Origin of the sequence: Bacteroides sp. LFL-34 (assembly GCF_027257075.1) — a bacterium.
In the GTDB taxonomy this organism is placed as follows: Bacteria; Bacteroidota; Bacteroidia; order Bacteroidales; family Bacteroidaceae; genus Bacteroides; species Bacteroides ovatus.
The window spans coordinates 85875-101408 of sequence record NZ_JAPQKZ010000012.1; the positions used below are offsets into that span (position 1 = coordinate 85875).

At 43.7% G+C, this 15534-nt stretch carries 12 protein-coding genes; 6 read left to right on the forward strand and 6 right to left on the reverse strand.

What is annotated here, in order from left to right; translation table 11 throughout:
• Positions 1–112: 112 nt before the first annotated feature.
• The 5 genes from N5O98_RS09530 (at position 113) to N5O98_RS09550 (ending at position 7495) form a co-directional block, all read left to right on the forward strand.
• Positions 113–1150 (forward strand): asparaginase, encoded by a 1038-nt coding sequence (locus N5O98_RS09530; RefSeq protein WP_004309066.1) that lies wholly within the window; start codon positions 113–115, stop codon positions 1148–1150.
• Positions 1151–1236: 86 nt separating this feature from the next.
• Complete coding sequence (gene radA, locus N5O98_RS09535) at positions 1237–2604, forward strand: DNA repair protein RadA (protein ID WP_118161418.1); 1368 nt, start codon at positions 1237–1239, stop codon at positions 2602–2604.
• Between the two features lie 66 nt (positions 2605–2670).
• Entirely contained in the window at positions 2671–4323 is a 1653-nt protein-coding gene (locus N5O98_RS09540; protein WP_004309064.1) for an NAD(P)/FAD-dependent oxidoreductase, read from the forward strand.
• A 16-nt stretch (positions 4324–4339) separates the two neighbouring features.
• Positions 4340–4942, forward strand: coding sequence for a response regulator transcription factor (locus tag N5O98_RS09545; protein ID WP_004306407.1), 603 nt, complete (start codon positions 4340–4342; stop codon positions 4940–4942).
• Between the two features lie 90 nt (positions 4943–5032).
• Positions 5033–7495 (forward strand): TonB-dependent receptor, encoded by a 2463-nt coding sequence (locus N5O98_RS09550; RefSeq protein WP_004309063.1) that lies wholly within the window; start codon positions 5033–5035, stop codon positions 7493–7495.
• A 517-nt stretch (positions 7496–8012) separates the two neighbouring features.
• On the opposite strand, the gene N5O98_RS09555 is transcribed toward N5O98_RS09550, so the two are convergent.
• Genes N5O98_RS09555 through metA form a run of 4 tightly spaced genes read right to left on the reverse strand, consistent with a single transcriptional unit; the run spans position 8013 to position 12465 of the window.
• A complete protein-coding gene (locus tag N5O98_RS09555; RefSeq protein ID WP_004309062.1) occupies positions 8013–8543 on the reverse strand; it encodes a GNAT family N-acetyltransferase in 531 nt (176 codons plus the stop codon).
• A gap of 36 nt (positions 8544–8579) precedes the next feature.
• The gene (locus N5O98_RS09560; protein WP_004309061.1) at positions 8580–9725 is read right to left on the reverse strand and encodes a zinc ribbon domain-containing protein; all 1146 of its coding nucleotides are present in this window, start codon (positions 9723–9725) and stop codon (positions 8580–8582) included.
• Positions 9722–11551, reverse strand: a complete 1830-nt coding sequence (locus N5O98_RS09565; RefSeq protein ID WP_004309060.1) for a peptidase U32 family protein — start codon at positions 11549–11551, stop codon at positions 9722–9724. The genes N5O98_RS09560 and N5O98_RS09565 overlap by 4 nt, the downstream gene beginning before the upstream one ends.
• Positions 11548–12465 (reverse strand): homoserine O-acetyltransferase MetA, encoded by a 918-nt coding sequence (gene metA / locus N5O98_RS09570; protein ID WP_022199591.1) that lies wholly within the window; start codon positions 12463–12465, stop codon positions 11548–11550. The genes N5O98_RS09565 and metA overlap by 4 nt, the downstream gene beginning before the upstream one ends.
• Positions 12466–12645: 180 nt before the next feature.
• Here metA and N5O98_RS09575 point away from each other — a divergent pair, with 180 nt between their 5' ends.
• Positions 12646–12816, forward strand: a complete 171-nt coding sequence (locus tag N5O98_RS09575) for a DUF362 domain-containing protein (protein WP_002559159.1) — start codon at positions 12646–12648, stop codon at positions 12814–12816.
• 224 nt (positions 12817–13040) lie between these two features.
• On the opposite strand, the gene N5O98_RS09580 is transcribed toward N5O98_RS09575, so the two are convergent.
• Positions 13041–14234, reverse strand: coding sequence for a pyridoxal phosphate-dependent aminotransferase (locus N5O98_RS09580; protein WP_008649988.1), 1194 nt, complete (start codon positions 14232–14234; stop codon positions 13041–13043).
• A gap of 82 nt (positions 14235–14316) precedes the next feature.
• Positions 14317–15534 carry a bifunctional 3,4-dihydroxy-2-butanone-4-phosphate synthase/GTP cyclohydrolase II gene (locus tag N5O98_RS09585; protein WP_004299085.1) on the reverse strand — a complete coding sequence of 406 codons (1218 nt, stop codon included), beginning with the start codon at positions 15532–15534 and terminating at the stop codon, positions 14317–14319.

Consider the following 15534-nt stretch of genomic DNA (forward strand, 5'->3'; position numbering starts at 1 on the left):
AATCTTTCGCCTGCGCTTTATCCGGTCATTCGCCTTCACTTTTATGACATTTTGTTACTTATTTATCAAATCTATTATTATATTTGCGAAAACAATCGCACAAAATCAGCTTATGAACCCATTAAATACTTCCGTATTGTTAATATACACCGGTGGAACAATTGGTATGATTGAGAATGCCGCGACAGGTGCTCTGGAGAACTTTAACTTCGAGCAACTGCAAAAGTATATCCCCGAACTGCAAAAGTTCAATTTTCCAATTGACACCTATCAGTTTGATCCTCCGATGGATTCGTCGGACATGGAACCGGATATGTGGCGGAAGCTGGTACGCATTATTCATGACAACTACAATCGTTACCACGGCTTCGTCATCCTGCACGGAACGGACACGATGGCTTATACCGCTTCCGCACTAAGTTTTATGCTGGAAGGACTGGACAAACCTGTTATCCTCACAGGCTCACAGCTTCCCATCGGCGTACTCCGCACGGACGGAAAGGAAAATTTGATGACCAGTATCGAGATTGCCATTGCACAAAACAAGGAAGGAAGGGCACTGGTGCCCGAAGTATGCATCTTCTTTGAAAATCACCTGATGCGGGGAAACCGTACGACAAAGATGAATGCAGAAAACTTCAATGCATTCCGTTCTTTCAATTATCCGGTATTGGCGGAAGCGGGAATCCATATTAAATATAATAATGTACAAATTCACGGAAATGGTGAAGAACGGGAATTGAAACCGCACTATTTGCTGGATACCAATGTAGTGGTACTGAAGCTCTTTCCGGGCATCCAGGAAAATGTAATTGCCACCATTCTGGGGATTGAAGGTTTAAAGGCGGTTGTGCTCGAAACATACGGTTCGGGGAATGCTCCCCGAAAGGAATGGTTTATACGCCGGCTCTGTCAGGCCAGTGAACGTGGAATTGTGATTGTCAACGTAACACAATGCAGCGCAGGAATGGTAGAAATGGAACGTTACGAAACGGGATACCAGTTGTTGCAGGCAGGCGTTGTCTCCGGATATGACAGTACAACGGAATCGGCAGTCACTAAATTAATGTTCTTACTGGGACATGGATATACTCCGGATGAGGTACGCGACCGGATGAACCGTTCGATAGCGGGAGAGATAACTCTGTAGGCTTCATCTATTTCTATTAGGCAGGGATAACTTATTTCTAATAAATTATCCCTATTTTTGTACCCTACAAGAAGAAAGGAATTTCGATGGCAAAAGAGAAAACCGTATATGTATGCAGTAATTGCGGACAGGATTCACCGAAATGGGTGGGTAAATGTCCGTCGTGTGGAGAATGGAATACGTATGTTGAAGAAATCGTACGGAAAGAACCCACTAACCGCCGTCCGGTATCGGGCATTGAAACACAAAAGCCCAAGCCACTGGCACTTAGCGATATAGAGGCAGACGACGAGCCACGCATCAATATGCACGATGATGAACTGAATCGTGTATTGGGAGGCGGACTTGTACAGGGTTCTCTTGTCCTGATAGGCGGCGAGCCGGGAATCGGTAAATCGACGCTCGTCATGCAGACCGTACTGCACATGCCGGAAAAGAAGATTCTTTATGTATCCGGTGAAGAGAGTGCACGACAGCTGAAACTTCGTGCCAACCGTCTCTCTGACACTTCCAGCGATTGCCTGATCGTTTGCGAGACTTCACTCGAACAGATTTATGTGCATATCAAGAATACGAATCCCGATTTAGTGATTATCGACTCTATACAGACTATTTCCACCGAAAGTATCGAATCGTCTCCCGGAAGTATAGCGCAAGTCAGAGAGTGTTCGGCGTCTATTCTTCATTTTGCGAAAGAAACACATACGCCTGTATTGCTGATCGGACATATTAATAAGGAAGGAAGTATTGCAGGACCTAAAGTGCTGGAACATATCGTAGATACTGTTCTTCAATTTGAGGGCGACCAACATTATATGTATCGTATTCTACGCAGTATCAAGAATCGTTTCGGTAGTACGGCAGAATTAGGTATTTATGAAATGCGTCAGGATGGGTTGCGCCAAGTGAGTAATCCTTCCGAACTTTTGCTAAGTCAGGATCATGAGGGGATGAGCGGGGTAGCCATTGCCTCCGCCATTGAGGGGATTCGCCCATTTTTGATTGAGACACAGGCTTTGGTAAGCTCTGCAGTCTACGGAAATCCGCAACGTTCGGCAACCGGTTTCGATTTGAGAAGAATGAATATGCTGCTGGCTGTTCTCGAAAAGCGGGTGGGATTTAAGTTGGCACAGAAAGATGTGTTCCTGAATATTGCCGGAGGATTGAAAGTGAATGATCCGGCTATCGATCTGCCGGTTATCAGTGCAATCCTTTCTTCCAATATGGATGCAGCCATTGAGCCGGAAGTTTGCATGGCGGGAGAAATCGGATTGTCGGGAGAGATACGTCCTGTGAATCGAATAGAACAACGTATCGGTGAAGCCGAGAAATTGGGTTTTAAACGGTTCTTGTTGCCAAAATATAATCTGCAAGGGATCGATACCCAAAAACTGAAGATAGAATTAGTACCGGTGAGAAAAGTAGAAGAGGCGTTCAGGGCTTTATTCGGATAAGACACTGATGCATAAATAGCCCGTTTTTCTAATTGGATAATCGAAAACAATATCAATAATAACTAAATGACACAAGAATACCAACTCCGTATACTTCCCGAAATCGCAGCAAACGAACAGAAATTAAAGGAATATCTTTCTAAAGAAAAAGGTCTGAATTTACGTGACATCACCGCTACCCGAATCTTGAAACGGAGTATTGATGCACGCCAGCGGACTATCTTCGTCAATCTGAAGGTAAGGGCATACATCAAGGAAATGCCGCAAGAAGATGAGTACGAACGTACTATATATAATAATGTAGAAGGAAAACTGCAAGTGATTGTCGTTGGCGCAGGTCCCGGCGGATTATTCGCTGCTTTACGCCTTGTTGAACTTGGGTTACGCCCTATCGTCATCGAACGTGGAAAAGACGTGCGCGAACGTAAAAAAGACCTGGCACAAATCAACAGGGAACACACTGTTGATCCGGAATCGAATTACAGTTTCGGAGAAGGAGGTGCAGGAGCTTACTCGGATGGGAAACTCTATACCCGTAGCAAGAAGAGAGGAAATGTGGATAAAATCTTGAACGTATTTTGCCAGCATGGAGCTTCAACTTCGATATTGGTGGATGCGCATCCGCATATCGGAACAGACAAATTGCCACGTGTCATTGAAAATATGCGGAACACCATTATCGAATGTGGCGGAGAAGTACATTTCCAGACACGAATGGATGCATTGATTATTGAGAACGATGAAGTCAAAGGTATCGAAACAAATACAGGAAAGACCTTTCTCGGACCTGTGATACTGGCAACCGGACATTCTGCAAGAGATGTATATCGTTGGCTGGCTGCCAATAATGTGACGATTGAAGCGAAAGGAATCGCTGTCGGGGTACGTCTCGAACATCCGGCAATGTTGATCGATCAAATACAATACCATAATAAGAATGGACGGGGCAAATACCTGCCCGCTGCAGAATACAGCTTTGTAACACAGGCAGAAGGCAGAGGAGTATATAGTTTCTGTATGTGTCCCGGCGGCTTTATCGTTCCTGCTGCCAGCGGACCGGAACAAGTGGTAGTAAACGGCATGTCTCCTGCCAACCGTGGGTCACGGTGGAGTAATTCGGGAATGGTAGTGGAAATTCAACCGGAGGATTTGGGAAATGAAGAATTAAAAATGAGGAATGAAAAATTGGCTGCCCAACAAGATGAACAGCTGATGGCACTGAATCCAAATTTGAAAAGTTCACAACTTTCAGAGATTAATTCACAGTTACTATCTGTTCTTCACTTTCAAGAGGAATTGGAACGTCAATGCTGGTTGCAGGGAGGCAGACGACAGACCGCTCCGGCGCAACGCATGCTGGATTTTACCCGCAAGAAATTGAGTTACGATTTGCCCGAGTCATCCTATAGTCCGGGATTGATTTCGTCTCCACTTCATTTCTGGATGCCATCATTTATTAGCAAAAGGTTATCTCTTGGTTTCCAACAATTCGGACGCAGCAGTCACGGATTCCTGACTAATGAGGCAGTAATGATTGGTGTGGAAACACGAACTTCTTCTCCCGTTCGTATCATACGCGATAAGGATACTCTGCAACATGTCACCGTTCGTGGATTATTTCCGTGCGGAGAAGGGGCAGGCTATGCCGGAGGAATTGTGTCTGCCGGAGTGGACGGCGAACGATGTGCAGAAGCAGTAGCCAACTATTTCAATCATTAATTAAACTTACACTAAAATGAATTATCAACCCGAAATAGCAATTGTAGAAGCCAATACATTGACCTGTCTCGGTCTGAAAGGAATCCTGGAGGAAATGATTCCTATGGCAACCATACGGACTTTTCATCACTTCAGCGAACTGATGGACGATACTCCCGATATGTATGCCCACTATTTCATTTCCGCACAGATTTACGTGGAGCACAATGCTTTCTTTCTCCCCCGGAAACGAAAAACGATTGTATTGGCAAGCGACAGTCCGCAATTCCAACTGTCCGGTGTACCCGTACTCAACATTCATGAATCCGAAGAAGAGTTGGTGAAAAACATATTGAAACTTCACCAACATGCTCACCATGACGGTTATCCGGTAAAAGATATGCCACCCATGCCTCCGATGCAGCCTCATCAGGAAATTCTATCCGCCCGTGAAATAGAAGTGCTCGTACTGATAACCAAAGGATTAATCAACAAAGAAATAGCAGATAAACTGAATATCAGCCTGACTACCGTTATCACTCACCGAAAAAATATCACGGAGAAATTAGGCATTAAGTCCGTCTCCGGGCTGACTATTTATGCTGTAATGAACGGATATATCGAAGCTGACCGAATCTGACTTCTTAAAAAATAAGTCATAATCCTAATAAATGAGGATTGACCGTCATCTATATTTGCCGTTACTTTGCACCAGATAAATTAACAGCAGATGAAGACAAAGAAGATTATGATTGCCCTCATGCTCCTGACGACAGGGACAGCATGGGCTGAAGATTTCCCCAAAGACTCACTAAAAATAGTAGACATCGAAGAGGTGGTAGTGATTGCTACTCCAAAAGAGAACCGTAAACTACGTGATCTGCCGGTAGCCGCCACCGTTTTATCGCAAGACAATATGCGCGCCAATCAGGTAAATTCCGTGAAGAACCTGACAGGTATTGTTCCCAACCTGTTTATCCCTGACTATGGCTCCAAACTGACTACTTCGATTTATATCCGTGGAATCGGTTCACGCATCAATACTCCGTCCGTAGGACTTTATGTAGACAATATCCCTTATATCGACAAATCCGCTTTCGACTTCAACTATGCTGATATCGAACGTATTGATATTCTTCGCGGGCCACAAGGTACTCTCTACGGGCGTAACACGATGGGAGGACTTATCAAGGTACATACTAAATCTCCTTTCACTTATCAAGGTACCGATATTCGCATGGGAGCAGCAACTTACAATAATTATAATGTTTCACTCACCCACTATCACCGCACATCCGACCGCTTCGCTTTTTCTACCGGAGGTTTCTACGAACACACAGGTGGCTTCTTTGAGAATTCTGCACGAAATAACGAAAAGGTCGACAAAAGCAACGCCGGAGGCGGACGTTTTCGTGGAATTTACCTACCGACATCTAATCTGAAAATAGATATAGCACTTAGCTATGAATATAGCGATCAAGGTGGGTATCCGTATTATTATATCGGTATTACTCCCAGTGCCATAGCCAAAGCTCAAAAAGACGGTAAAGAAATGACAGAAGACCGGGCAGACTACATCGGTAAGATTTCATATAACGACCGTAGTAGTTACCGCCGTGGATTGCTCAACTCTGGTGTTAACATCGAATACCAAGCCTGTAACTTTATATTAAGTGCCGTGACAGGTTATCAGCACCTGAATGACCGTATGTTTCTCGATCAGGACTTCACAGAGAGGGATATTTTCAACATCGAACAAAAGCAGAGAGCGAACACCATTTCCGAAGAAATTGTCTTGAAAGCCAAACCCGGAAAAAGATGGCAGTGGGCTACGGGCGCTTTCGGATTCTATCAATGGCTACACACTACAGGTCCTGTTCTGTTCAAAGAAGAAGGAGTGAAGTCAGTCATTGAAAACAACGCCAATTCCGCTTTTGAAGAAGTCTCTGCCAAACCCGGAGCTCCCACCATGGGAATGACCGTGTACAACCCGACATTAAGCGTAGGAGGAACCTTCGATACCCCAACCCTTAGCGGTGCACTTTATCATCAGTCCACTTTCAACAATCTGTTCATCGAAGGGTTGTCCGTTACAGCCGGACTCCGACTCGATTACGAAAAAATCAGTATGAAGTATAATTCTCTTAGCACTCCTATTGACTTTGGTTTCGACTTCCACATGGCAATGGGTCCCACGCAAATAAATCTGTCCGATCAGAATATGAAAGCTCCGGCCTCTTTCGTAGGTAAGCTCTCGACTGATTACGTACAACTTCTACCCAAATTTGCTATTCAATATGAATGGAAGAATCAAAATAATGTTTATGCCACCGTTACCCGGGGATATCGTTCGGGAGGATATAACATCCAGATGTTCTCTGATTTATCACAAACTGAATTGAAAAATTCGATGATGAATGCCATCAAAGAAAGTCCGACAATAGGGCAAGATGCCACATGGGGGGCAACCATTATAAAAATGATGGACCAAATGGTACCAGCAAAAGAGATCGACGTAAAAACTTCTACTACTTACAAGCCCGAATATTCGTGGAACTACGAAGTAGGTAGCCACCTTACTTTATGGGAAGGCAGACTTTGGGCCGACGTCGCAGCATTCTACATGGATACCCGCGACCAACAACTCTCCCAATTTGCAGAAAGTGGTTTGGGACGTATCACGATTAATGCAGGAAAAAGTCGCAGCTATGGTGCAGAAGCAGCTCTTCGTGCCAGTGTGACTAAAGAACTTAGCCTGAATGCCAGTTATGGATATACGTATGCCACCTTTACTGATTATGTAATCACCGAAGAGAAAAAAGATAGCACTCCCATAATTACGGATTACAATGGCAAATATGTTCCCTTTGTTCCCAAGCATACATTAAATATCGGTGGAGAATATGCCATCACCTGCAGCCCACGTTCTATCTTCGACCGGGTTGTATTCCAAGCGAACTATAACGCTGCCGGACGTATCTACTGGACTGAACAAAACGACGTCAGCCAATCCTTCTACGGCACACTCAACTGGAGAACGAATCTGGAAATCGGTGATGCAATGATTAGTTTCTGGGCACGCAACTTCCTGAATAAAGACTATGCCGCCTTCTATTTCGAAACAATGAACAAAGGTTTCATGCAGAAAGGACGCCCAATGCAATTTGGGGTAGATCTTCGCTGCCGCTTCTAATCATTTTTACTCATAAGGATATTATTTAGTCTTTTTATTGTCAGCTAAAGATTTCATCCATATAGAATAATGATTTTCAACGTATTAACAGCTGACAATAAGTGCTGACAATAACCCAAAACAGGCTGACAATAAAAGATTCGGACTTTTATTGTCAGCCTGTCTCTTTGTAGATTAACAGCATAGAATACGGGATAGAAGAACGTATGTCCCTATGAAGTTTGCATTATAAAGCCGTTATACTTGATTTACCCAATCGGTATTGTTCTGTCAGAGCTACGCTATTCTTAACTCTCCACGGCCGTGGTAGCATCTCTTCACGGCCATGGGAGGATCTCGTCACAACTGTGGGAAGAAGTTACCACGGCCGTGGGAAGGTAAAGATAGCGGTACCCTCACACAACTATACCGGCACCTTACCGGAACTTTATCAATGCTTCGGCATTAGTTTACCTACTGCTTGCTATCAGTTTGCTTATACCTAAGACTGCTTCGTTCATAATCCAACATGCCTGACCTATACTTCAGTACGATCAGATTCCTCCACCCCACCATGCAAACGCTTCATCTGATAAGCAATACGCTCCGTCCCATTCTTTACATAAATGATGCCGCAACGTTGAAAGCCATACTTTGTCAGTATATGTTGCATGACCTTATTATCCCGATGAGTATCTACCCGGACATTAGGCCAACGTTGAAAACACCAGTCCAGACAAGCTTCTGACACCCCTTTCTGCTTTCCGTTCGTTGCCAACCGGTGAATCACTCCATAAGGTTCGTCATTGAGCCATGCACCTTTATAAATTTGTTGATAAGTAGGATCTTCTCCCAAGATGAAACAAAAAGTTCCCAAGATTTCTCCTTGTTCACCGGTACAGACAAAGCTATGACCGTCTTCAATCTCCTGGCAGATCAATGCTTCCGACGGATAACCGTCAATCCACTGGGTAGTATTCCCGGTTGCACGCATAAAGGCACGGGCATAGTCATAAATCTCCATCACTAAAGGGAGATCTTTTATTTCGGTAGGTCTGATTTCCATCATTTGAAAAGTTATTCAGAAATAAAACAGATAATAAAATCACTCGTTAATCGCTCCACAATGGGGGCATATACCTTTCTCTTTTAGTTTCTCCCCGCAATGTCCGCAACGATACTTATACCCAATGTTTCGATAGACCTTCTTCGCAAAAACCAAAATAAAAAAGGCCAGGAATAGATAACCGATATAGATATGTGTCATCAGGATAAAGAAGAAATAACAGAAAATACAGCAGGACATCAGTCCCAGCAGATAAAAGATAGCCGCAGCGGGAGTCAATTGTCGGAACAAATCATCCAACACCGCCAAAGCTACTATCAGAAACAACCAAATACTCAACAGAAAAACAGAGAGAATGAAAGGAACTTTGAACGGTGACAAAGTTGGATTGAAATAAAAATGTTCCCACGTTTCCGGTACAAAGACCTGCATTGATTCGTAAATCGTTGCACTGAAAGCCATCAATAAACAAAGAAACAGGGGATAAACACTGTCAATATCATTAAAATAAACCATCTGCAACTGCTTCCGACGGAAAGCGCGAAACAAATAAGCTCCAACAAATAAAGCAAAAATAACCACAAAATAAGAGGCATGTGTATCGCTGAAAAGATGAATAGCCTGCGAAATACTATCAGTCGGTACAAATGACTTCTTGAGTTCTTTCTCACGTATCCAGCCCTGTTCATCTTGTGTATGTGCCAGTTTCACCCAAATGCTGTCTACACTATCGGCAGGATGAACCGCAAACTCTGCAACCACTACCCTATCCCCCCTATTCAACTGAATAAAAGTATCTTTTATTGGGAGGCATTCCAAAGAGATGGAATCATCGACTACTTCCAAGTTTGTATTCCATGTATAATGGCGTTCATACAGGTAAGTCAGCGAATCTTTTGTTTTCTTCGACAGCTCCTCCGAATCCAGAGCAGGCGTTTTATAATAACAAGACGAAAGCAGAAACAGACACAATAGCAAGCCCATGACAGACTTCACCATAGAGAATGCAGAGAACACAAAGTTACTATAAGACACGGATGACATAGAAGACACAGAGAACATGGAGAATAATTTTCCATCTCTCTTCCACAAACCGTTCAAACGACCGGTACCGGAAGAATGAGTTGAAACGTTGTCTCCTCTACGTCCTCTGTGACGAATGATTCCGTGATTAATTATCCTCATTGTGCCGCCTTTACTTTCATTTGACAATTCTTACAATCAAATTCCAGACGAAAACGTTTGCCGTCATTCGACACCAAATAATAGGGCTCTTTATAAGGCGAACGTACCTGTTGATGGATAGGACACCAGCCCATACTATAGCGCAAACAATGTTTGCAGAACATCAGTACCGCATCTTCCACTGCTTCTTTTTCGTATGCTGCCGCTACCTGTTGTACCCCATGTTCTTGATAGAAAGAAGCTGCACGGGTATTCATTACATTCCCCAGATATGTTAATGTAGTTTGTGGGAAAGCATGACTCGTTGGCTTCCATACTGCCAATTCCTGACGATAATTGATTCGACGGGCAGTTATCAATTGGTCGATTGCCTGTCTGCGGAAATCGGCTAACACTGAAGCCGGCAGAAACCAGTTCCCGGTAAAGGATATTTCTATTTCTTTTGCTTCAAAAGGTGTATTCCCCAGTTTGGACAGTTGCGTTTTCAGATTGTCCGTCTGTGGAGTGCGGGCAAGTTCTTTCTCACGAGGGAGAGTGATTGTGACGCTATTATCATCTTCATCAGTCAATGTCAGGGAGAAACCAAAATTATTGTCGGCAAGCAAGATTTTCACTGCGATCTTTCTTTCGGTAGATTTGCGGGAAAGGATTCGCTCAAATTCCTGGTCGAAATTACGATACAGTGTAGTGCGGGGTTTGATACGGGGCATTTCCTGCGGATAGAGTTTGTTGCTGTCCACCCGGTTGATACGGAAACCCTGCAAACGTCCCTGTTCGTCGATATAGCAAACACCGTCTCCATTGTTAAAGGATTTAAGTCCGGCAACTGTCAGATAGTTGCCCCGGACCTCTTTCATGGTTCCCATCTCTTCACCCAGCGACTTAGGAGTGTCGAAAGAGAAAATCTCTTTATCACGTCCATTCAGGAAATAATGCGTGAATCCACGACTGAAACTCTTATCGAGTTGTGGTTTAAATTCGAAACTACACGTACCCGAAGAAGCACGTACATATTCCGGACGACGGGCAAAGATCGCATCCAGTTTCTGGCGATAAGCGGCCGTCACATTCTTCACATAAGATACGTCTTTCAGTCGTCCCTCTATTTTAAATGAAGAAGCTCCGGCATCCAGTAGTTGCTCCAATTCGTCGCTTTGATTCATATCTTTCAGGGAAAGCAGATGTTTGTCTTTGACAATCACTTTCCCGTCCGCATCTACCAGACTAAAAGGCAGACGGCAGAATTGTGCACACTCTCCACGATTGGCACTACGACCGAAACAGGCTTGACTAACATAGCATTGCCCGCTATAACTGACACAAAGAGCACCATGTACAAATACTTCCAAAGGTACTTCCGGACAGCTTTCATGAATCTTCTTTATTTCACGCAACGATAACTCCCGCGCCAACACCACTTGACGGAAACCTGCTTCCCAAAGGAACTTCACTTTTTCCGGCGTACGATTGTCCATCTGCGTACTGGCATGAAGTGGTATCGGAGGAAGATTCAGTTTCGTGATTCCCATATCCTGTACAATCAGTGCATCGACACCAATCCGATAAAGTGCATGAATCATCTCCTCCGTCTCTTTCAACTCTTCTTCTTTCAGAATCGTATTGACCGTGACATAAATACGTGCATTATACAAATGAGCATGCTGCACCAATGCTTCAATATCTTCCAATGAGTTCACAGCTGCCGCACGGGCACCGAATTTCGGAGCACCGATATATACAGCATCTGCACCATGGTTGATAGCTTCAATACCACATTCCAGGTTTTTCGCCGGAGCGAGAAGTTCTATTTTACGCTGCTTTATCATTTAATATCATTGATGTTGTAAGGTGTTTCCTGATAAACAAAGTAGTTCAACCAGTTGGAGAACAACAAATTGGCATGAGCACGCCAACGTACCAACGGACCTTTTTCAGGATCATCGTCTACATAATAATTGCGGGGAATCTCTATTGGCAGGCCTTTATCCAAGTCACGGCGGTATTCCGTATCCAGTGTCAGCGGAGAATATTCAGAGTGTCCCGTGACAAAGAACTCACGTCCGCCCCGTGCCATCGCCATATAGACACCGGCTTCTTTCGATTCGGAAAGCAACGTCAGTTCCGGAACTTTCAGAATATCTTCCCTGCGCACTTCCGTATGACGGCTATGCGGCACATAGAAACAATCGTCAAAACCACGGAAGATGGAATGGAAAGGTTCCAGTACACGATGCTCAAAGATGCCGAACATTTTCTCTTCCAACGGATATTTAGGAATTCCATAATGATGATACAATCCGGCCTGCGCTGCCCAACATATATATAAGGTAGAAGTGACATGCGTACGTGCCCAATCAAAGATTTCCGTAATCTCATCCCAATAGGTCACTTCTTCGAAGTCCATCTGTTCTACAGGAGCTCCGGTGATAATCATACCATCATACTTCTCATGACGCATCTGATCGAAATCCGTATAGAACGTTTTCATGTGTTCTATCGGTGTATTCTTCGACGTGTGGCTCTTGATCTTCATAAACGAAATCTCCACCTGAAGAGGTGTATTCGAAAGTAAGCGCACCAAGTCTGTTTCCGTTGTAATCTTCAACGGCATCAGGTTCAGAATCACAATCCGTAGCGGACGAATATCTTGCTGCGTAGCGCGGGAAGTGTCGATCACAAAAATATTTTCTTCCTTCAAAAGCTCTATCGCAGGTAGTTTATCGGGTAAATTTAAAGGCATAATCGCTATATATTAGTAATTTGAGTGCAAAAATACGAAAAATATAGCAGATTATAGGGAGGTTGCTTATTTAGAAGACGTACAAATTAAGTCAATTTAATCATCGAAGCATAACAACTAATCAATAAAAGCCTTATTTTTGCCGAAGAAATTAGTACTAATAATTTAAATCTTAGAAAAATGGCTTACGTAATTAGTGACGATTGTATTGCTTGCGGAACTTGCATTGACGAGTGTCCGGTAGAAGCTATCTCTGAAGGTGATATCTATTCTATCAACCCAGATGTATGTACTGACTGTGGTACTTGCGCAGACGTTTGTCCGTCTGAAGCAATTCACCCGGCTGAATAATACAAGCTACAAAAAATGTACAGGCTGCTTTCTACGGAAGGCAGCTTTTTTTATTTCTTGTCTTCACCACAGATTACACAGATGGACACAGGTTATTTATATTCAACTAAATTGTAATTCCCTCACTACAACATATTGCAGCAAGGGAATTACAATTTAAACATATATTGAACAATAAAAAAATCTTTTAATCTGTGTTCATCCGTGTAATCTGTGGTGAACTCTTATTTCAATTTAGCTAATGCTTCCTTGATACGACGGATAGCCTCTACGATATTTTCATCGCTTGTAGCATAACTCATGCGGATACATTCAGGAGCACCAAAAGAGGTACCACCTACACAAGCCACGTGAGCTTCTTCAAGTAAGTACATTGCCAAATCATCCGAATCTGCAATCTTACGTTCGCCGTTGCTCTTTCCAAAGAAAGTATCGCATTTCGGGAACAAGTAGAAAGCACCTTGCGGAACGTTTACTTCAAATCCCGGAACTTCTTTAGCCAACTTCACAATCAGGTCACGACGACGTTCGAATGCTTTCTGCATCTCTTTTACCGGTTCTTGTGTTCCTGTATATGCAGCTTCAGCAGCTTTTTGAGAAACAGAGCAAGGACCTGAAGTGTACTGACCTTGCAACTTGTTGCAAGCTTTTACAATCCATTCCGGACCGGCAATAAAACCGATTCTCCATCCTGTCATAGCATACGCTTTGGATACACCGTTTACAATCACTGTACGTTCCTTCATTTCAGGGAATTGAGCGATACTTTGATGTGCGCCGATATAATTGATATGTTCGTAAATCTCGTCAGCGATTACGATTACCTGCGGATGTTTAGCCAATACAGCAGACAGTCCGGCCAATTCTTCTTTTGTATATACAGAACCTGTCGGGTTGGACGGGGAACAAAGAATCAACGCTTTCGTTTTCGGAGTAATAGCAGCTTCCAGCTGTTCCGGAGTAATCTTGAAATCTTGTTCGATACCTGCCGAAACGATAACAGGAGTACCTTCTGCCATTTTCACCATTTCCGGGTAGCTTACCCAGTAAGGAGCCGGAACGATTACTTCGTCACCCGGATTTACCAATACAAGAATCGTATTACAAACAGATTGTTTTGCACCATTTGCACACGAAATCTGGGCGGCTGTATATTCAAGACCGTTTTCTTTTTTCAGTTTCTCAACAATAGCATTGCGCAAAGCCGGATAGCCCGGTACCGGAGAGTAGCGGGAAAAGTTATCATCTACGGCTTTTTTCGCAGCTTCTTTGATGTGGTCAGGAGTATTAAAATCAGGTTCTCCTACACTTAAGTTAATAACATCAACGCCTTGTGCCTTGAGCTCGTTGCTCTTTTGAGACATGGCAAGCGTCGCCGACGGCGACAAGCTGTTCAAACGATCTGATAATTGATTCATTTTGTATCTATTTTATTGTTGTTGAGTGAAAATCGCTGCAAAATAAGCGATAATATTTGATATATGAAAACAAAATGGCAATTTACTTATTAAAATGTAAAGTATGTCCCATTCTTTCTTTCTTTGTTCTCAAGTATCGCTCATTATACGGATTAGGAACTGTTTCAACAGGCACATTTTCTACAATCTCCAATCCATAGGCTTCCAAACCAACACGTTTTACCGGATTATTTGTCAAAAGTCTCATTTTGTGTACTCCCAGCTCACGAAGGATCTGTGCACCTACTCCATAATCACGTTCGTCAGCAAGATGTCCTAAGCAAATATTCGCATCAACGGTATCCATACCGTCTTCCTGCAACTTATAGGCTTTCATCTTTTCCATCAGACCGATGCCACGTCCTTCCTGATTAAGGTAAACCACCACACCTTTTCCTTCTTTTTCGATCATTTCCATCGCTTTATGCAGCTGCTCGCCACAGTCACAACGCTGCGAACCAAGGATATCTCCAGTAGCACAAGATGAGTGAACACGTACCAGGATAGGTTCGTCTTCACTCCACGTACCTTTAAATATAGCCATGTGCTCCAATCCGTTTGATTTCTGGCGGAAAGGAATCAGACGGAACATCCCGTGTTCAGTAGGCATGTTTACTTCCACTCCTTTTTCCACAATGGATTCCTGTTTCAAACGATAGACAATCAGGTCATGGATAGAGATCAGTTTCAGTCCATGTTCATCTGCCATCTGGCGGAGTTCGGGCAAACGTGCCATTGTTCCATCTTCACTCATGATTTCCATCAAGGCACCTGCGGGGTAAAGTCCTGCCAGACGAGCCATATCAATCGTAGCTTCTGTATGTCCGGCACGGCGAAGTACTCCTTTTTCTTGCGCGTACAACGGATTGATATGTCCGGGACGCCCGAAAGTAGCCGGTGTAGAAGTCGGATCTGCCAACGCCTGAATAGTAGCGGCACGGTCGGAAGCAGAAACACCTGTTGTACAGCCTTCCAGTTTGTCAATGGTAACCGTAAAAGGAGTTCCCAACACGGAAGTATTGTCACTTACCTGATGCGGCAAATCCAACTCCTTGCAACGAGACACTGTGACAGGTGCACAAAGCACCCCACGCGCATGCTTCAACATGAAATTCACTTTCTCGGGAGTTATCTTTTCAGCGGCAATAATCAAGTCGCCTTCATTTTCGCGGTCCTCATCATCCACTACTATGACAAACTTGCCTTCTTTGAAGTCGGCAATCGCATCTTCTATTCTATCCATTTTAATAGTCTCTTTCAT